Below are 20,564 nucleotides of genomic sequence, written 5' to 3' on the forward strand. Positions count from 1 at the left end.
ATTTCTTTCACTTTATGATATTTTTGATACATTTATCGGCATGAGTTTTATCAATACGCTCGTGCGAAAAGAACGCGTTGAGCAGACGGTTTGCCGGTTACCATACATTGTCCGGGTGTTGCGTCGTCGAAAGGAATGCAGCGGATAGTCGCTTTCGTTTCGTTTTTGATGCGCTCTTCCGTTTCGGGTGTGCCGTCCCAGTGAGCCAGGATGAAGTTGCCTTCTTCGAGCTTTTCCTTAAACTGGTCGTACGTATCGACTTTGACCGTGTGCTTCTCACGATGCTCCAACGCTTTCCGGAAAATATTCCTCTGAATTTCTTCAAGCAGATTCTTTACGTGTGCCTCGATTCCTTCGCAGGTAACCGTTTCTTTTTCGAGCGTATCGCGACGCATGACCTCGATCGTGTTGTTTTCGAGATCGCGTCCTCCCATGGCCAGGCGTACCGGTACTCCTTTCAGTTCGTATTCGGCGAATTTCCATCCGGGTTTCTTCGTGTCACGATCGTCATATATCACGCTGATGCCTGACGCTTTCAGACCGGTGATGATTTTATCGACCTTCTCACTGATTTGCGCCAGTTGCCCGGCAGAGCGGTAAATCGGTACGATCACGACCTGTATCGGCGCCAGATGCGGTGGCAGCACCAGCCCGTTGTTGTCGGAGTGCGACATGATCAGCGCCCCGATGAGCCGTGTGGAAACGCCCCACGAAGTAGCCCACGCATAGTCGGTCTTTCCTTCTTTATCGATGAACGTCACATCGAAAGCCTTCCCGAAATTCTGTCCGAGGAAGTGCGACGTACCGGCTTGTAAAGCCTTCCCGTCTTGCATCATGGCCTCGATGGTGTACGTATCGACGGCGCCGGCAAACCGTTCGCTTTCGGTCTTCACGCCTTTGATTACGGGCATAGCCATATAGTTTTCGGCAAAATCGGCATAGACATTCTGCATCTTCCGCGCTTCGACTTCGGCCTCTTCGCGTGTGGCATGTGCCGTATGACCTTCCTGCCAAAGGAACTCGGCTGTACGCAGAAACAGGCGTGTACGCATTTCCCAGCGCATTACGTTCGCCCACTGGTTGATGAGCAGCGGCAGATCGCGGTACGACTGAATCCAGTTTTTATACGTGTTCCAGATGATGGTTTCGGAAGTGGGGCGAATGATGAGTTCTTCCTCGAGGCGGGCGGCCGGATCGACGATCACGCCACTACCTTCCGGATCGTTCTTCAGACGGTAGTGCGTCACAACGGCGCACTCTTTGGCAAACCCTTCGACGTGGTCGGCTTCGCGGCTCAGAAACGATTTCGGGATCAACAGAGGAAAATAAGCGTTGTGATGTCCCGTTTCCTTAAATTTATCGTCGAGAATACGCTGCATCTTTTCCCAGATTGCATACCCGTAGGGTTTGATGACCATACAGCCGCGCACAGCCGAATTTTCGGCCAGATCGGCTTTTACGACCAAGTCCTGATACCATTGCGAATAATTTTCGTCTTGTGAAGTGAGTTCCTTTAGTTCTTTTGCCATTGTCATTTATTTTCGTTTCTTTTTTTTCAATATTGTTCGTTTTCGTTCGGGAAATCGCCTGCTTTAACATCTTCGATGTAGGCGTGAAGCGCTTTCGTCATTTCTTCGTGAAGATTGGCGTAGCGCCGCAGGAAGCGAGGCGAAAAGTTTTGATTGATCCCGAGCATGTCGTGCATCACCAGTACCTGCCCATCTACACCGCCACCGGCACCGATGCCAATCACGGGGATTTTCAGCTCGGAAGCTACCTGTGAAGCCAGTGCTGCCGGAATTTTTTCAAGTACCAGCGCGAAGCATCCCCATTCTTCGAGCAGATGGGCGTCTTCGAGCAGTTTGCGGGCTTCTTCTTCTTCACGGGCACGGACGGCATAAGTGCCAAACTTATTGATCGACTGCGGAGTCAGTCCCAAATGTCCCATGATCGGGATGCCGGCGCACAAGATGCGCTGTATGGATTCTTTGATTTCCGATCCGCCTTCCATCTTGATGCAGTCGGCATGTGTCTCTTTCATCACGCGGATGGCTGAGGCGAGCGCCTCTTTCGAATTGCCCTGATACGTCCCGAAAGGCAGATCGACCACGACAAGCGCCCGTTTGACGGCTTTCATCACCGATTTGCCGTGATAAATCATCTGATCGAGGGTAATGGGAAGGGTCGTTACATTGCCTGCCATCACATTCGAGGCCGAATCGCCGACGAGGATCACATCCATGCCTGCCCGGTCGATGATTTGCGCCATCGAATAATCGTAGGCGGTAAGCATCGAAATCTTTTCGCCCCGCTGTTTCATTTCAAAAAGGCGGTGTGTCGTTACCTTACGGTTGTCTTCTGATACTGCTACTGACATCTCATGAACTTAAAACGTGGCAAAGGTAGTTATTTTTTATTGTAGGAAAAAACGCGATGGACTCTGTTATAACAAGGTTTTATCTGCGTCCGAAAATCTCCTGCAGTTTCTCTTCCAACCCACGTCCGTTGATATCGGCATACGCCACCCGCCCATCGGGATCGATCAGATAGACGGTCGGAATCCATGCTTTAAATACGTTTCACTAATTCTTTAAAATCTTTATGCCTTCCTTTTTAAGCTCTTCTTTGTCCTTGGTTTTCTTTACTGTGTGGTCAGGTTCAATTCCGTAACCGACAAACTCCTTGCCGTTGGCTAAATAGTCTCTTTTCGAACATATCTGAAGCCAGCCCTTCCCGGGAAGTTCGAAGCCGATAGGATTACCTGTTGTTCCAGCTGTTGTTCTCCCGATTAAAACACCTCTTTTCGCATTCAGAAATAAAGAGGCAAAGTCTTCTGCAGCAGAATACGTTTTTTCGCTGATCAAAACAACGATTGGTTTCGTAAAACGCAGTGATTCACGTACCGGCTGAATCATACTTCCGCTATTGTCCTGCCATTGTGTATTCCATCCCCACGAGGCATAAGCAGGCATATACATCAGTGTTTTCCATCTCGACGACAAGACAGGTTTCTCAATCAGATGACTGATAACATAATTGGAATATCCGCTGTTGCCCCCCTCGTTTTCCGATATGTCGATAATCAGTTTCGAAGTCTTTCTTATTTCATGATAAAGACTGTCGAATTCGCTTTTGAAGCGATCACCCCAAAATCGGTTAATTTTCAGGTAACCTATATTATCATCCAATACCTTAGATTCAAATATTTGTACCGGTTTATCCAGTTTCTTCAATCTTCTGCTCACTGAAAATTCTTTGTTGTCTTTTGTGCGGATCTTCAATGGTTTGTCGATATGTCCTTTCAGTAGGTTGTGTTCGTAAACCTGTACTTCCATATCCTGCTTTGTGGAATAAAACACGAATGGCTGAATGTACTTCATCGCATATTCATGCACCTCCGTCCCATCTATTGCTACAATTTCCATTCCGACCGAGAGGCCTTGCTGCTCAAGTGTATCGTTCAAGATGCGGCCAATAATCACTTTGCCATCGACCAGTTCCGTAAGAATGGGGGGAGCTACTTCGAAAACTTCTCTAAGTTCCCACGGGATAACGACCCGTGTATGTCCGTCGTTTAGCAATGAACAAAACTCCTGCAATATGCGATAGTATTCGTACGTCGTTTGGGTTTTCAAGACTTTCGGAATAAATGTTTGATATGTCTTGTTCCAATCCAGATCGGGCACCTGATCGAAGAATACAAAATTTTTGTCGGCCTCTTTCCAGACTGTCGATAGACCGTATATCTTCTCTTCGTCCGATAAGCGATCGGTGTTTTCTTGAATTCCCGTTCCTGCAGATGTTAGCATTGTTCCTGCAATCATCAAGCTAAAAGATAAAATGATTTTTTTCATGATGTCAAGTTTATTTTCTATGATTAATACTGAAATTCAGATTTGAGTTTATCTTTTTTACTCTTACATACTGTCATTATTCCAGCCGACAAATATAGGGTAGAAATGCAAAACATCGAAATTTTACCTGATCGTTTTAAAGCCGCGTGGAAATTCAATCTTCATTCGTTATTCATCGGTTGTCAAGGTTTCTTTGTGCATGATATGGTTTGTTACGCAAGGTGAATGGAGGGGCGGAGATAACGAGGCTTTTTCTACCGGAAAAATACGTATCTTTGTCGCATGTTCAATTTTTTATTCAAATAGAGAAATGAGTACAGGATTAATTATTACGATTGTTATCGTCGTTGTTTTGTTGCTTTTTTTCATGTCGGTGTACAACCGGCTGGTACGTTTCCGCAACAATCGCGAGAATGCGTTTGCCGATATCGATGTGCAGTTGAAACAGCGACATGACCTGATACCGCAGCTGGTCGAAGCTGTTAAAGGTTATATGAAGCATGAAAGTGAAACGTTGACGAAGATCACGCAGGCCCGTACCGCTGCCATGTCGGCACAAAGCATTGATCAGAAGATTGCCGCTGAAAATCAGCTGTCTGCCGCGCTGCGGGGGCTGACTGTGTCGGTTGAAGCTTATCCCGACTTGAAAGCCAACTCCAACTTTATGCAGTTGCAGGAAGAGATGGCGGATATCGAAAATAAACTGGCGGCCGTACGCCGTTACTTCAATTCGGCGACGAAGGAATACAACAATGCCGTCGAAACATTCCCCGCCAATCTTGTGGCCGGCATGTTCGGTTTCCGTCGCGAGACGATGTTCGATCTCGGAAGTCAACGGGCGCAATTGGAAGAAGCGCCGAAAATAAACTTCTGATCCGGTGAGGTATCTCGGTATACAGACGCAGCAACGGAGAAACAACATCCGCTCGATGATGATGTTATTGCTTTTCCCTTGCGTCATCCTTTTTTTGACGTGGGTTTTCTTCGTGATTATCCATGTTTTTTTCGTTTCGGATGATGCGGCAGCCCTCTATTCATGGGAAGATTCCTGGCAAATCGCGAACGAATCGTTTCTTAACGCCGCACCGTGGGTGGTGGGAGTTTGTTTAGTCTGGTTTCTGATCGCTTACTATTCGAATACATCGATCATCCATGCCGCGACCGGGTCGTATACGCTGGAACGACGGGATAATAAGCGCGTGTATAATTTAGTCGAGAACCTTTGTATGGCTAACGGACTGCCGATGCCGAAAATCAACGTGATCGAAGACTTGTCGATGAATGCCTTTGCCAGCGGATTGAATAAAAAAACGTATACCGTTTCACTTTCGCGCGGAATTATCAACCGCCTGAGCGATGCCGAGCTGGAAGCCGTTATTGCGCACGAGCTGACGCATATTCGCAATCGCGATGTACACGTACTGATCGTTTCCATTGTCTTTGTTGGCATTTTTTCGTTTCTCTCCCGGATGGCTTCGCGTCGCCTGCTGCACGGAAGCCTGCGGAACGGCAAAAACGGAGGAGGATTGGCTATCCTGTTAGTCGTTCTGGTACTGGCTGTCATCGGCTACCTTATTACGATGCTGATGCGTTTTGCCATCTCCCGCAACCGGGAATACATGGCCGACGCCGGAAGCGCCGAGATGACGAAGAATCCGCTGGCGCTGGCCTCGGCCTTACGTAAAATATCGACCGATCCGCTGATCGAAGCCGTCGAACAAAACGATGTGGCGCAACTTTTTATCGAGAACCCGATGAAGAAAGGCGCGTCGTTCGTCAACGAATTATTCGCGACCCATCCGCCCATCGAAAAAAGAATCCGGGTGCTCGAACAGTTCTGATCGTCCCCGAACAATGCACATTAATAGTAATAATATGGAAAAAGAAAGCCCGTTATTAAACGTACATAATAAGACGGAATACCCTCCGATGCACACGGCTGAACATATCCTGAACCGAACCATGGTGAACAGGTTCGGTTGTCCGCGCTCCCGGAATACGCATATCGAACGCAAAAAATCGAAATGCGACTATCTGCTCTCCTCTGCCCCGACAGACGAACAGATCGCAGAGATCGAACATAGCGTGAATGCCGTGATCGAACGGCATCTGCCTGTCACGAGTGAGTACATGTCGCACGAAGAAGCGGCGGCGCTTGTCGACCTGAGCAAGCTGCCCGAAGGCGTTTCCGAAACATTGCGCATTGTCCGCATCGGCGACTACGACGCCTGCGCCTGTATCGGACAACACGTATCGAACACCTCCGAAGTCGGCCATTTTAAAATCATTTCGCACGATTACGAAAACGGACGGCTTCGCATCCGGTTTAAATTGACATGACGCAGCTTGCAACAGCTGTCCGCCGCCCGTATCTCCTCCGTTCGCAGGCGTAAAAATATCGGCTGCCGGTTGTCGGTTGGTAATTATTTTATACCTTTGCACATCGCTTGGAAAAACAGGCGGATAAACATTCGCAACATTTAATATTCGATAAATTCAATCATTATGCAGACGATCGATTCCTTTAATTTTGCCGGAAAAAAGGCATTTGTACGGGTAGATTTCAATGTACCCTTAGACGAACAGTTCAACATTACGGACGATACGCGTATCCGTGCAGCGTTGCCTACCCTGAAGAAAATACTGAACGATGGCGGCAGCGTCATCATCGGATCACACTTGGGACGTCCCAAAGGCGTTACCGATAAATATTCGCTGAAACATATTCTGAAGCACGTATCCGACTTGCTCGGCGTTGATGTACAGTTTGCCAACGACTGCGTCGGTGAAGAAGCTAAAATCAAAGCTTCCGCCCTGCAACCGGGCGAAGCGCTGTTGCTTGAGAATCTGCGTTTCTATGCCGAAGAAGAAGGCAAGCCTCGCGGACTGGCCGATGATGCTTCCGAACAGGAGAAGGCGGCCGCCAAGAAGGCCGTGAAAGAAAGTCAGAAGAAATTTACCGAAACGCTGGCGTCTTATGCCGACGTATATGTGAACGACGCCTTCGGTACGGCCCATCGCGCGCATGCTTCAACGGCTTTGATGGCCGCTTATTTCGATGCCGATCATAAGTTGTTCGGCTATCTGATGGAAAAGGAAGTGGCTGCCGTAGAGAAAGTGCTTAACGACATCAACAGACCTTTTACCGCTATCATGGGAGGATCGAAAGTGTCGTCCAAGATCGAGGTGATCGAGAATTTGCTCAATAAAGTCGACAACCTGATTATCACCGGCGGAATGACGTATACGTTTATGAAAGCGTTGGGTGGGAAAATCGGAAAATCGATCTGCGAAGACGATAAGTTAGACCTCGCCCTCGAACTGCTGGCCAAAGCCAAAGAGAAAGGCGTCAACCTCGTACTGGCCGAAGACTCGAAAATTGCCGACGATTTCAGCAATGACGCGAAAACAGCGTATGCCGCGAGCAATGAAATCCCCGACGGATGGGAAGGCATGGATATCGGACCTGAGACAGAGAAGAGATATGCGGAGGTGATCCGCGCTTCCAAAACGATCCTTTGGAACGGTCCGACCGGGGTGTTCGAATTTGAAAACTTTACGCACGGATCGCGCTCGGTAGCCGAAGCGATTGTCGAAGCCACGAAAAACGGCGCTTACTCGCTTATCGGAGGAGGCGACTCGGTGGCATGTATCAATAAATTCGGATTGGCCGACGGAGTGTCGTACGTATCGACCGGAGGCGGTGCACTGCTCGAAGCCATCGAAGGAAAAACCCTTCCCGGAATCGAAGCGATCCGCGGGTATTAAAAGGAGATTGACAGCACGGAGGTCGGCCATAACTGCGCACGGCGATGTGTCCTAACGGCCGACTCTCTTCGTTGCTTGCACGGAATCTTCCCTGCTTTTACGACATGAAACGGCAACACGATTTAACGCAGGGAGCGGTCTGGAAAGTTATCTTGACGTTTGCTTTTCCTCTGCTTGTCGGCAATCTTATTCAGCAAGTTTATAACCTTACCGACAGTGTGATCGTCGGGAGTTTTTTGGGCAAGGAGGCGCTGGCAGCCGTTTCGGCTTCGTTTTTCATTTACTATTTCATTATCTCCTTCGTGATCGGTATAGGAAGCGGTATCACAGTCATCGTTTCGCAATATTTCGGGGCGCGTCAGTACGACAAGGTACAGCGTGCTTTTTCATCGTTTTGCGGCTTCACGCTGATTGCCGGTATTTTTCTGTCGGTGTCCGGCATCGTGTTTACCGAAGATTTTTTTCGGCTGACCCGCACGCCTGAAGAGGTCATTCCGCAGGCCGTCCGCTATTTCCGCATCTATGCGGGCGGGACGGTGCTGTTTATTACGTTTCATAGCATGTCGTCCGTTTTGCGGAGTATGGGCGACTCGGCGCGTCCGATGATCTTCGTCCTCATCACCGCTGTGCTGAACATTCTGTTCGATTTGCTTTTTATTATCGGGTTCGGATGGGAGATTGAAGGAGCTGCTCTTGCGACCGTCGCGGCACAAGGGGTTGGAGTGTGTATTGTATTAGCATACATACACCGGCGTCATCCGTTGCTCTCAATTCGTCGGAAAGATTGGGTCTTCGACGGGAAACTCTTTATGCAGGGGTTGCGTATCGGCATCCCGACGAGCATACAGCAAGTCTCCATCGCCATCGGGTTAGTGGCGCTTCTGGGCATTGTCAACAGGTTCGGTACGGATACGTTGACGGCCTACGGTGCGGCCGGAAAAGTAGATTCGTTCATCACGCAGGCGCTCCTGACCGTTTCCAGCGCTCTGGCTGCGTTTTGCGGACAGAACATCGGTGCGCAGCGATGGGACCGTGTGCGATCAGGTGTGCGCTTTGCCTTAACATTTAATTTGCTGTTTTGCGGTACCGTATTCGTCGTCGTGTATTTCTTCGGAAAAGAGATGATGCGCGCTTTTACACACGATGCCGACGTGATTGCCATCGGTTACGAATATCTCCTGATTCTCGGGAGTTTTCTGGCTGTTCACGGCGCGTTGGGGATCTTCAACGGCGCGATGCGTGGAGCCGGGGATACGCTCTTTGCCATGGTGACGGGTATCGTTACCTTCTGGCTGATCCGTATTCCGTTGGCTTACGGTTTGAGCCATGCGTGGGGACGTGTGGGAATCTGGTGGGCGATTGTATTGAGTATCTCACTCGGATTCGTCGCCACATATATATATTATCATACGGGGCGATGGAAAAAGAGGAGGGTCATTTCCTGACTCCCCCTCTCTCTTCTTATTGAAATGTCATCAGTTTGCTGAGATATTTTCCGATGATGTCGAACTCGAGGTTGACGACCGTTCCCTGCTCGATCTGCCCGAAGTTCGTATAATCGTGCGTATAGGGAATGATGGCTACCTCGAAACGGTTGGTCTGTGAGTTGCAGACGGTCAGACTGACGCCGTTCACGCAGACGGAGCCTTTCTCGACCGTCATGTATCCCTGTTTGGCCATGGCCGGATCAATTTCATATTCAAAGGCGTAGTACCAGCTTCCGTCGGCTTCCGTTACTTGTGTGCAGACTGCCGTCTGATCGACGTGCCCCTGCACGATGTGTCCGTCCAGCCGGCCGTTCATCAGCATGCTACGCTCCAGATTCACCTTGTCGCCCACCTTGAGCAGCCCGAGGTTCGAACGTTCGAGCGTCTCTTTGATCGCCGTCACGGTGTAGCTTTCCGGCGTTTTCTTCACTACGGTCAGGCACACCCCGTTGTGCGAGATGCTCTGATCGATCTTCAACTCGTCGACAAACGAGCAATGCAGTGTCAGATGCAGGTTGCCCCTGTCCTGCTCCAGCGCAACAACGGTTGCGGCCTCTTCTACGATTCCTGAAAACATAAGGTATGGGATGATTATTTTTGTTGTTCCAACTGCAACGTTTTCGTCGGCTCATCGCATACGCTCGACGGACCGAAGTATTGTATCGGGCCCGGGTAGACATAGTCCGTGCTCAAAGCCCACTCTTCGCGACGTGCGGCATACGCCTTGAACGGAGCGCCTTCGAGTTTGACGAGCGCTTTCTGGATCACCGGTTTCATTTCGCCGTGACGGCGTTCCATGTTCATCATCATCGTCACCGGAATACCGCCGGCAATCCATTTGTCGGCCGGTGCGGTCGTATTGCGTACCGACGACATATAGCCCGTTTTACCCGCATGAATCAGGCAGGCGGCCGCGTATCCGAGCGAGTAGCAATAGTCGGCGTCGTAGTTCGACGGGGCGGCGCAACGGCCTTCATAACCGAAGAAGTGCATCTGGGTGGCGAACTTGCCGGTATATTTGCCTTCCGCTTTCCATTCGGCCAAACGGTTGCCTACCATCTCGGCCAGCAGCTTCTCGGTTTCGATGAGCGATACCTGTACGTTGCCGTGCGGGTCGCGTTCGAGGGTGAGCTGGCGGGCTACGCCTTCGGGCAGGCTGGCGTACAGCTCGGAGTTCTCTTTCGTCAGCTTCGCGATGATATAGCTGCGCTGCTCGCTCTTCTTGATCATCTTGAACTCCGTTTCATGCTTGGCAAGGAAGTCGTTCAGTTCGGCGATCAGCCGTTTCATGGCCGGGATAAATTCGACCAGTCCTTCGGGAATCAGCACCGTCCCGAAGTTGTTGCCGGCCTCCGAGCGTTTGAGCACAACGGTTGCGATCTGGTTCACGATATCGTCGAGCGTCTGGTTTTTGGCTTCCACTTCTTCCGAGATGATGCAAACGTTCGGGTGCGTTTGCAGGGCGCATTCCAAAGCGATATGCGAAGCCGAGCGTCCCATCAGTTTGATGAAGTGCCAGTATTTGCGCGCCGAGTTGCAGTCGCGCTGGATATTTCCGATTACCTCCGAATAGACCTTGCATGCCGTATCGAAGCCGAACGACGTTTCTACCTGCTCGTTTTTCAAATCGCCGTCGATCGTTTTCGGGCAGCCGATCACCTGCACGCCGGCTCCGATCGATTTGTAATATTCCGCCAGTACGCAGGCATTCGTATTCGAGTCGTCGCCGCCGATAATCACGAGCGCTTTAATGTTGAGCTTTTTCAGAATCTCCAGCCCTTTGTCGAACTGTTCTTTCTGTTCCAGCTTCGTACGTCCCGATCCGATCATGTCGAATCCTCCCGTATTACGATATTCGTCGATGATACCGGCCGTCAGTTCCATATATTTATGCTCGATCAGACCGCCCGGCCCGAGGATGAATCCGTACAGGCGAGAATCTTTATTCCCCGATTTCAGCCCGTCGAACAGTCCGGCAATCACGTTGTGGCCGCCCGGCGCCTGTCCTCCCGACAAAATCACGCCGACGTTGATCGGCGGCATCGCTTTCTTTTCGTTGCTTTTCTCAAAAGTCACAACCGGCATGCCGTACGTATTCGGGAACAGTTTCTTGATCTCTTCCTGATTGGCTACCGATTCGGTGTACTCGCCGTCTACGGCCTTTACGGCTCCTCGCAGGGCAGTGGGCATCTTGGGAACATAGTGTGCCCGCTCAATTTGTAATGCGCTCTTTGTCATGATGTATTGTTTTTTTTATAAATATTTTTGTCTCTTGTTTTTGCGTCCGCAAAGATAATATTTTTCCGCGAACCTCATACCGCACCGCCCGGCCTTTTTCGCACCGTTTATCCGTGTATGTCCTCATTTTTAATGGTCAATGGTTAAAACGGCTTTCTTTAGTTATATTTAACTATAAAAATTAGTTTTGAAACTAAATTATCTCGTTATTTGTAGTCGTAATTTGAACAGGAGGATAGACGTATGCATAAGTTAACAGCAAAAGAAGAAGAATTGATGCTCTTTTTTTGGGAAAAAGGAGCGTTGTTTGTCAGGGAGATACTCAATTTTTATCCGGATCCGAAGCCCCATTTTAATACTCTTTCGACCATTGTCCGGGGGTTGGAAGAAAAAGGGTTTCTGGCGCATAAGACGTTCGGGAATACCTATCAGTACTACGCCGTCATCAGTAAGGAGGAGCACCGGCGCGGTACGTTACGGGGTGTCATCCGTAAATATTTCGATAATTCGTATTTGCACGCCGTTTCGTCGCTTGTGCAGAGCGAAAATATCTCTGTCGAAGAATTGAAGGCTTTGATCCGCGAAGTGGAAAAAAACTCACCGCCCGCAGGCGATAAATCTTGATGTGTCATGGGAGCATTCTTTTCTTATTCGTTGCAATCGGCGTTATGTCTGGCGGTATTCTATTTGTTTTACACAGTGGTGCTAAGCCGTGAAACGTTTCATCGGCTCAATCGCTGCATGCTGCTTTTCATCATGGCACTGTCGTGGATAATACCGTTATTCGCCGGTGCGCTGTCGTTCCGTACAGGCGCGGAGGTCGTGCCGGAAATGCTCGTTGAGCAACCGCTCGCAACTCTTACCGCGGGAGGCGCCGCGGCCTCATTGGATCTGTCTGTCTGGCAGTCTGTCTTTGTGCCGGTCTTTACGTTATATCTCGTCGGCATCGCCTATTGCGTACTTTATCAGGCTTTGTCTTACTTACGGTTATGGCGATTGCTCTCTAAAGGGAAACACGCGGCGTTGGATAATGATATCCGGCTGATTTTGCATACCGACACGAGCATGGCTCCGTTCAGTTGGATGAAGTATATTGTGCTTTCCGAAGATGATTATGCCGAAGACGGCGCCGCGATCATCGCGCACGAAACGGCGCATATCCGCCTCCGCCATTCGTGGGATCTGATGGCTGCACATATTTTCGTTATCCTGCAATGGTTCAACCCCTTCGCATGGATGCTGTACCGCGACTTGCGAAATACGCACGAATATGAGGCCGACAAATCCGTCCTCGATGAAGGGTTCGAAGCGCAACATTATCAATTATTGCTTATAAAAAAAGCCGTCGGCACACGACTCTACTCCATGGCCAACGGCTATAATCACAGTAATAACCTCAAAAAACGTATCACTATGATGTTACAAAAAAAATCGAATGCATGGGCACGGTTGAAGTACGCGCTTGTACTCCCGTTGGCAGCTACGACGGTTGTTGCCTTCGCCCACCCGGAAATCTCACGTCCGTTCGACGAGATTTCGAGTGTCAAAGTTAGCTATTTTGCTCCGACCGCCCAACCCGTCGAAGCAAAAAGTGTAGAAAAAGTCGTTGCTCCGCCTCGACAGGAAGTGGCCACACCCGTTGAAACGGTAGCGAAAACGCCCATTCCTGCAGAGACGAAAACGCCTGCCGCTAAACCTAAACCTGCGCCGACAACGCCCGAAGATACCGTGGTGTTTATGGTAGTGGAACAAATGCCTGAATTTCAGGGCGGAATGAGTGAGATGATGAAATATATTGCTCAGAATATCAAGTATCCGGTCAAAGCCATTGAGAAAAAAATGGAAGGACGGGTTGTCGTCTCGTTTGTTGTAAGCTGCGATGGAAGCCTTCGGGATTTTCAGGTTGTAAGAAGTGTTGATCCGGATTTGGATGCGGAAGCGATCAGGGTGATCAAATCGATGCCGAACTGGAAACCCGGGAAGCAGAGAGGAAAAAATGTGTCAGTAAAATATACTCTTCCGATTAATTTCAGTCTTTCGGCGAAAAAAGACTCGCTTCAAACGAAATAAGGTTTCGTTTGTTTCAAGAAGTGATAGGAGCCGCCTCGCAACGTTGGGATTGCGGGGCGGCTTTTTCTTTGCGGATACTGCCAGTATCATTCGTTTGGTTGATGATCACCTGGATCGGAGTGAACTACCTGCCTGCGGCGCAAGGAAGCATTCACGTGTATTAAATAAGATAGATTATTTTTTAATTTTCAAAAATAAGTAATAAATTTGCCCCCGGATAATAAATAAAATAAAACGAAAGAACGTGTGAGAGTTTCGATGAAATCAAGCATATCGGTCGTGCAATGCTACATGCTTGTACGCCGTTTCGGTGTGCGGATAGGTGAAAGTAATCTTACCGTAACGGAACTCAATTATAAAGATAATACGCGTACGGAAAAACAGCAAGCCAGATATTCCGTATATCTTGTGAATAATACTATTACCGATAGAAATGAACTATAAAATAAAGTCAAACAATTAAATTTTTAGCTTATGAAAAGAAAAGTAACAAGTAGTGTATCAAAACTTATGCTCGCAGCTTTTCTCCTTGCTGCAAGTAGCGGAGGGATAGCGTGGGGGCAGGCGTATATTAGTGGCCCTGCTGGAGTGCAAAATACTTTCGGAGCAGGTGAGAGTGCCAGGCTAAATAACGGTACAGTCATTTTTCCCGGAGGAGGAACGTGGACTGGAAGCGAAATAGAGATCGCTACCGGTAGTGGTAATATTGTCATAAATTCATATAACGCAGGAGGACGTTATACGGATTATACGAATAAGTGGACTGGAAACTGGAGCGGTAGTGGAAATGGCCGATGTAATTCTCCTTGGCCTGATTGGACAGGAGGTGTTACCTGGAACGGGCCGACAGCTCAGACAACTCCTGATTATACGGACCCGTGTAATTCAAGTGATACACATTCTCATCCGAGTATTGGAACAAGCAATCCATATACTTCCAATCAGGAAGGAGCAACAGATGATGGCGTTGCTTTGGTACAGACAGACGGATCACAGATTATTGATGATGGTACATATAACTCAAGAGGAAATGCCAAAACGTCTGGAGGAGGGCTTACTAACTATCAGAGACCTACCACGATTGCCATTGAGGGAAATACGACGATCGATAAAATCACTATCGGAGACTTGAGGTGGTATTATAAGACGATCGAAGTAACAACGCAACAAGTAGAAGCACTTACCGGCTGTAGGCTTAGTCAAAATTGTAGTGATCAATGGCATTCTGGTCATCCTAGTCATTATACTTGGGATGCTTCTGCTACCTATCACAAGCATCAACATAAGTCACATTCCTGGGACAGGGTACAGACTCGAATAGGTAACACCTTCCTTGACGCCGGCGTGTTGATATTAAATGGTGCAGAGGTTTGTGTAAACCATAATATCAGCGACAACACAAACAATGGAAACGGTGCACAATCGAGTTTTACAACGAATAGTACAGAAGGAGTCTTAATCTGGCCCGAGTCCGGACGTTTTACTTTGCGGGTAGGAGAAAATTTTGGCAAAATATCATTGGCTCATAAAGATAACCCTGGAAACTCGGATCATGGAAACCCCTATTTTACACAGTCACAATTCAACAATTTACCGGTGCAGAACAAAACGAATGGAAATATGTATCTTGACAAAGGTTCCGGTACAGAATACTCTTTCTTAAATACAGCGAATTTACCGTTGTCTTATTACACCAATATACATGCTTTGTATGATAAAACTCCTGTCAGCCTGTTGGGGGTAAAAGGGAACTATGATGAAGATAATGCAATCATACATACATCCTCGACCGGAACTGATAATCACAAAGGGGTGATTGAAGTAGGTAGTAGAACTACCGGACAGCAGCGTTTCAAGGTTTATTCCGGCGGTGTTATCAAGAACTATTCCACAACGGCATGCAACGGTGAAGCGTGCGCAGGGGTCTTTTTCAAATCGGGCAATGTCCCCGAGTTTATAATCAAAGGGACGGAGCCTTTGTATATCCTGAACGACGGAAACTGTTGCGAGGCAGCTATTACTTTTTTTAATGGGGGAACTGCAGCTCTCGTTTCGGCTGTGCAGGGAGCAGACGCAACGGGAGACTTGTTGATCCGTGCACATGGAGAAGTAAGGATTCAAGATAATGCAGACTTCGATGCAACGGCCAAGAACAATAACGTTTCTATTCTCTCCGATCAATCACATATCTCGACAAAGGCTTTCGGCTACACAGCCGCAGGCGCAAGCGACTTAGGGCATCTTACATTGTGGGCAAAAGGAGATACATTTATCATCAACACACCGAATAATTGCGGAGGTTATGTGTCCATTGAAGGGAACTTAACTACAACCAGTACTTCCACTGGTAGCACATGGCAGACGCTTACAGATGCCGTACAACGAAACAGTGGAAAGCTTGCACGCCGGACAAACTGCAGTTCTTTCGGAGAAGAAATGGCAGCACGTGCACCAAGTGCCTTGGAGACCGGAGTGCAGACCCGTATCCAGTCTGACCGAGATTATGTAAAGGTTACTGGAGATTTCAAGCATATCGGTCAAAATGGCGGTTTGTTTGTTCAAGGTGCAGGAAAGGTAACTGTAAATGGAAAAACGGAAATTGATTTTAAAACAAAAGATGGAATTGGCGATGCCGTGATCCAGTCTAAGAATTCGTCGGTGTGGTTCAACAATGAATTTTCTTACACAGGCAATGTCACCACCGATCTTTTCATCGATGGCGAGAAGGGCGTAACCTTCAACAGCGCCAGCGGCCCTTCGACAATCGACTATACGCAAGGTACTGATCCATCAGCGCACATTGGTATCCAATCTAATGCCGGAACGATCGCGTTTAAAAACAAAGCGTTCACCTTTAAGAGCAAATCTACCGGAGAAACGCAGCTTTGGGCAGGTGCTAATATCACAAGCACGGACAGTGCTCCGTTGCTGTTTGAGTATACGGTGAGAAATGATGGTCAAAACATCGACTGGTATGCCGGACGAGACATCGATTTGTCAGGCACACTCACCTTCAAGCATGATGACGCCAAGGATCACACCGGCTTTATCAAGCTGCGTGCCAATGCGAACGAAGCGGAGCTTTGGAATCACAATTCCACAGATCCTACCGGCCGGCCGGGAGCCGGTATCTGCCCGGAGATATGCGATCATAGTGATAATGGAATACATGGCAACATCTATCTCCGGAACGATGTGAAGGTTAATTATTGGGGTAAAGAAAACGTATGGATGGCCGCTAACCACGATATACATATTCAGCGGAATTACACCCACGTGGCCGGAGGAGCCGGACAGGATCCTCAGGGCTTTACGCGCTTCGTGGCCGGAAATGACATTGTAACGGGTAAAATCGGTGATCCGAACAGCACTTTCAGCTATTTACATGTGGGAGAAAAAGGCGAAAGAATCAGACACTTTGATATGAAGGCAGGTCATGATATTATCACGCATAACCATGTAAAGATCGGTTACAACGCAGCGACAGATGATGCGTTTAATACCACCTTGTTTGCCTGCAATGACATTGATATCCGCAACTCATTCTGGTATGCCGATAGCTCTACTACGAACAAGGGCAAATGGACACGCTTGTATGCGAATCGAGACATCCTGTCAAACCAAACCTGTTTGAACTATGGCGCTCCGATTAACTTCTACACGCCGGATAACACGAAGACCGAATGGAATGCCGGTCGGAACATTATTACCGGTGATACGGTGAACTTCCGTTATGGAAATACGCAGAAAAAAGTCAGCAACCTGTCACTTGTAGCACAAGGCGGTAATATCGAGATGAGGCGCTGGACAAATATCAATTACGATAGCGACAGCTTGATCTTAATTTCGGCCGAAAGGAATAAGGATTACAGTGTAGCTAAAGCAGCAGGTTTGACTGCCAACGGCCATAAGTCGAATGGCGGATCGCCTGATAATGCTCGCTTCATACACGACGGTCATATCTATTCCAACGATTCACTGAAGATCACGCGAACAAATGACGAAGATGGAAAGACAGGAATCTACGCCGATTACCATATCCGTACGGCGATGGTGAACATTCTGGATAGTTCGGCAATGAATAAGAACAATACGGCTATAGAATCTCACCTCGGCGATATCTGGTTGGGATACAGCGTGTCGCCTTATCCATGCCCTACGCCGGGACAAACAACGCTCGGATACGATATCAACCGGTTTATATATAAGAATTTAGGTAGTACCAATAATCAATCGTTATTAATCCGCGCCGGTTATCAGGATCAGAGCAATACCACTCGTTATGGCGGCGGTAATATCTACGTGGCACAAATGAAGAATGAACTGACGACGGGAGGTACCACAGATACGGAAATATCCATCCCGTTCTCGAACGAATACTTATGTGGTAGCACGTGGAGTCCCGACTTCCTGTATAACCGCAAGGATAGCTCGATGATGATGTATGAACACGCAGGTATTATCTTCGGATTGGGACGCTGCGGTGAAGACAAAAACATCGACAAGTATGCTCCGGCTCAGAATCTGGCTTCAGGGAATAAAGTAACGAAGACCAGCCTGATTTATCGTGGTAACAAGGGCAATCTGAAGGTCGATGCCGGTACGCGCGGGAATATTATCTTGAACAAAGGCGGCTTGATCAATTTCCAGGATCCGCAGAATACGGGTAACGTGACGTTCCGTACGCGCTTCGGCGATATCGATATGCGCGATCCGTTCAATGCGGACTCGATTGCGGGTAGCCTGCTGTTCCTGGCTCAAACCGAAAATCTCAGCGACCTCTCGAAAGTAGGTTACTGCGGATGCGAAGAAGAACGTAATAATGTATACCTGCAAGACTTCCAGTATAAAGCACACGGCGCCAGCGGTAGCATCTTTGTAGGCGCCGACAATAACATCAAGCTGAACTACGGTGGTCTGCAGAATAAAGGCACGCGATACGATCCGTTCCTGAGCACCGACTATCTGGCTTGTCCGGACAGCAGCGTGGCTAAAATCGGCTCCGGATATCAGAGAGGCGGCGGGTGCGGCCCCATGTATCACTGCGATATGCACGACTCGGTGAACCAGGCGCGCAACTTGATCCTGAACTTCTATCAAGACAGTACGAATACGGATATTACGAGCGGCGGTTTTGCAGCTGTGGCATCAGACTATATCGATGTATATAAGAGTTTGATTTACAAGGGTGGTAACGGATCAGGAATGAGTGCAGTGCCCGGTGCGGGTACACTGCATGGCGAAAGTGTGGCAGGCTACGGCCTCTATATGAAGACCCAGGCGAACAAAAACAACTGGAATACGAATATCTTCAAAAACTATCCGAAGTGCCCCATGGGGTGTTCCGGCTTTGAATGTAACGGCGGCTTCCTGCATATGATATCGCGCATGACATTCCATGCCGACGCACGTATCTATGCACATAACCAGAGAGTATATCTCGGTTCTCCGGTAATCGAATCTTTCGGCCCGATGGTGCTCAACACCGATTCGATGTCTGGCGGCCGTACGGAGATCGTTATCCAGACAGACAGCCTGATCCTGCACGACAGCTTGGTCGTGAAAGGAAAGAAATTAAGATACCGTTCGTGGAGCGGGCTGAAGAACGACCGCCCAATCATAAAATTCGGATATATGCGCCGTACACCTCCGTTCACGGAATATACGAAGAACGTTTGTGGGGCAGACCTTGACGTTTGCGAGCCGTGCCACGATTATATTCGCGGCAGCAAAGATCCGGTGCATATGCTTGATACCATTACGATCAAATTTGAAGAGGGTGCCTACCTGGAACGCCTCAATTCGGTAGTCTTCGATCATACCGTGCTGACCTTCCTTACCGACTCGTTCGATCATGTACAGGGTCCTCCGGTGGAACATGCGAGAATTTATGTCGATACGCTCAGAGTACGTAATCAGGTGGATTTGTATGCCGATGCAAAACACGAGCGCGACGCACATTTCGAGCTGATTTCGGAAGAGCAAATGTCGTCGAAGAAGTATGCCGGAGTGTATACCCGCCATTACCATATGGAGCCGGTCGGCGCCTGCGGACGCAATTACAGCGAGCTCTGGCTCTCGGACGACCTGGCGCTCGACGTGATCACGACCTCTACCTTCGGAGGATTCGGATACCAGCATTCCGATGTGCATGTAGAGAACATGGCTCATCTGAATCCGGGCTTTACCTCATTGCGTCTGCGCGGACAGTGCTACGAGCAGAAGTGCGGTACGCTCAAGATGAAAGACCTTCGTCTCGACGGCGGCGCACAGCTTCATTTCTCAGTAGGTACGACAGAGGGGATCAACAAGGAATACAGTGATGCCATCAATGTAGAGAGACTGACAACCTACGGTACGATAGACGTGAACATCGAAATCCGTCCGTGCGAAAGAATGCAGAACCGTTGCTATCCGATCATCTATTATCAATCGGTTACGCCGGGTAGCTTGAACAACTTGAAGTTGGTACCGAGTAACATCAAGATCGACGGTGAGATAGTGCCTCTTGCTCTCGATGTATCGCAAGAAGGTGTGGTTTACCTGTGCGTCGGCAATGCTGTTCTTCCGAAGATAAATTATTCCGTAACCATACCTTCGGTAACGGGTGTAACGACAACTCCTCCGGCCGGCATCGCGTACACGCCTGCACGCTCGAACTTCGAGTTTAAGGCGAAGTATTCGTTCGAAAAACCGTTCGTGGTACGTACAGACCGTAAGATTGACGGGAAGACGGAAGAAATACTGGAAGGCAAGAAGAATGCCAACGGTGAATACGAATATGTGATTCCTCAGGTGACACAGCATATCGTGTTGAAGTTCGGTCCGGACCATGTAGCGAATATGTCGATCGAAGGTACGGCCGTATGGTCGCACGGCGAGACGATCTATATCCGCGTAGAGCGTAAAGATATCGCGAGCATCTACTCGGTAGCCGGCCAGTTAGTTCGGAGAATCGAACTGTCCGAAGGCGATACGTCCGTCCCGATGCAACGCGGTGTATATGTGGTGACACTCAAAGACGGCACGGTGCATAAGGTGATCGTGAAATAAAAAATACAGCTTCGCTTAAAGCCTTGTGAAAGGCCAGAAACTGTCAGGTGTTTAATGGAGAGAGGGGGGATGTCAAAACGACATCCCCCCTCTT

14 protein-coding genes and 1 pseudogene are annotated in these 20,564 nt (G+C 48.7%); 10 read left to right on the forward strand and 5 right to left on the reverse strand.

Annotated elements, in window-relative coordinates; translation table 11 throughout:
* Positions 1-50: 50 nt before the first annotated feature.
* The 3 genes from proS to BFO_RS01020 all read right to left on the reverse strand — a co-directional run bounded on the left by proS (position 51) and on the right by BFO_RS01020 (position 3,854).
* A complete protein-coding gene (gene proS, locus BFO_RS01010) occupies positions 51-1,529 on the reverse strand; it encodes a proline--tRNA ligase (protein WP_041590531.1) in 1,479 nt (492 codons plus the stop codon).
* A gap of 26 nt (positions 1,530-1,555) precedes the next feature.
* Positions 1,556-2,377, reverse strand: a complete 822-nt coding sequence (gene panB / locus BFO_RS01015) for a 3-methyl-2-oxobutanoate hydroxymethyltransferase (protein WP_014223690.1) — start codon at positions 2,375-2,377, stop codon at positions 1,556-1,558.
* 205 nt (positions 2,378-2,582) lie between these two features.
* Entirely contained in the window at positions 2,583-3,854 is a 1,272-nt protein-coding gene (locus tag BFO_RS01020) for a S41 family peptidase (protein WP_014223691.1), read from the reverse strand.
* 310 nt (positions 3,855-4,164) lie between these two features.
* Between BFO_RS01020 and BFO_RS01025 the strand changes: the two genes are divergently transcribed.
* The 5 genes from BFO_RS01025 to BFO_RS01045 all read left to right on the forward strand — a co-directional run bounded on the left by BFO_RS01025 (position 4,165) and on the right by BFO_RS01045 (position 9,067).
* Entirely contained in the window at positions 4,165-4,728 is a 564-nt protein-coding gene (locus BFO_RS01025; protein ID WP_041591013.1) for a LemA family protein, read from the forward strand.
* Between the two features lie 4 nt (positions 4,729-4,732).
* Entirely contained in the window at positions 4,733-5,695 is a 963-nt protein-coding gene (locus tag BFO_RS01030) for a M48 family metallopeptidase (protein ID WP_041590532.1), read from the forward strand.
* 34 nt (positions 5,696-5,729) lie between these two features.
* Positions 5,730-6,194 (forward strand): alanyl-tRNA editing protein, encoded by a 465-nt coding sequence (locus BFO_RS01035; RefSeq protein WP_014223695.1) that lies wholly within the window; start codon positions 5,730-5,732, stop codon positions 6,192-6,194.
* 165 nt (positions 6,195-6,359) lie between these two features.
* Complete coding sequence (locus BFO_RS01040; protein ID WP_014223696.1) at positions 6,360-7,622, forward strand: phosphoglycerate kinase; 1,263 nt, start codon at positions 6,360-6,362, stop codon at positions 7,620-7,622.
* 104 nt (positions 7,623-7,726) lie between these two features.
* Positions 7,727-9,067 (forward strand): MATE family efflux transporter, encoded by a 1,341-nt coding sequence (locus BFO_RS01045; RefSeq protein ID WP_041590533.1) that lies wholly within the window; start codon positions 7,727-7,729, stop codon positions 9,065-9,067.
* A gap of 16 nt (positions 9,068-9,083) precedes the next feature.
* On the opposite strand, the gene BFO_RS01050 is transcribed toward BFO_RS01045, so the two are convergent.
* Positions 9,084-9,686, reverse strand: coding sequence for a riboflavin synthase (locus BFO_RS01050; RefSeq protein ID WP_014223698.1), 603 nt, complete (start codon positions 9,684-9,686; stop codon positions 9,084-9,086).
* 14 nt (positions 9,687-9,700) lie between these two features.
* The gene (locus BFO_RS01055) at positions 9,701-11,347 is read right to left on the reverse strand and encodes a diphosphate--fructose-6-phosphate 1-phosphotransferase (protein WP_014223699.1); all 1,647 of its coding nucleotides are present in this window, start codon (positions 11,345-11,347) and stop codon (positions 9,701-9,703) included.
* Positions 11,348-11,590: 243 nt separating this feature from the next.
* Between BFO_RS01055 and BFO_RS01060 the strand changes: the two genes are divergently transcribed.
* From BFO_RS01060 to BFO_RS01080, 5 genes and pseudogenes are all read left to right on the forward strand, one after another.
* The gene (locus BFO_RS01060) at positions 11,591-11,971 is read left to right on the forward strand and encodes a BlaI/MecI/CopY family transcriptional regulator (protein ID WP_014223701.1); all 381 of its coding nucleotides are present in this window, start codon (positions 11,591-11,593) and stop codon (positions 11,969-11,971) included.
* Between the two features lie 6 nt (positions 11,972-11,977).
* Positions 11,978-13,417: a M56 family metallopeptidase gene (locus BFO_RS01065; protein WP_014223702.1), complete on the forward strand. Its 1,440-nt coding sequence runs from the start codon at positions 11,978-11,980 to the stop codon at positions 13,415-13,417.
* Positions 13,418-13,482: 65 nt separating this feature from the next.
* A pseudogene (locus BFO_RS16430) lies at positions 13,483-13,581 on the forward strand (cytochrome C assembly protein); the annotation flags it as partial.
* A gap of 82 nt (positions 13,582-13,663) precedes the next feature.
* On the forward strand, positions 13,664-13,861 hold the full coding sequence (locus BFO_RS01070) for a hypothetical protein (protein WP_041590534.1): 198 nt from the start codon (positions 13,664-13,666) through the stop codon (positions 13,859-13,861).
* A 30-nt stretch (positions 13,862-13,891) separates the two neighbouring features.
* On the forward strand, positions 13,892-20,470 hold the full coding sequence (locus tag BFO_RS01080) for a hypothetical protein (protein WP_157755263.1): 6,579 nt from the start codon (positions 13,892-13,894) through the stop codon (positions 20,468-20,470).
* Positions 20,471-20,564 lie beyond the last annotated feature (94 nt).

This window comes from Tannerella forsythia 92A2, assembly GCF_000238215.1.
GTDB classification, from domain to species: Bacteria; Bacteroidota; Bacteroidia; order Bacteroidales; family Tannerellaceae; genus Tannerella; species Tannerella forsythia.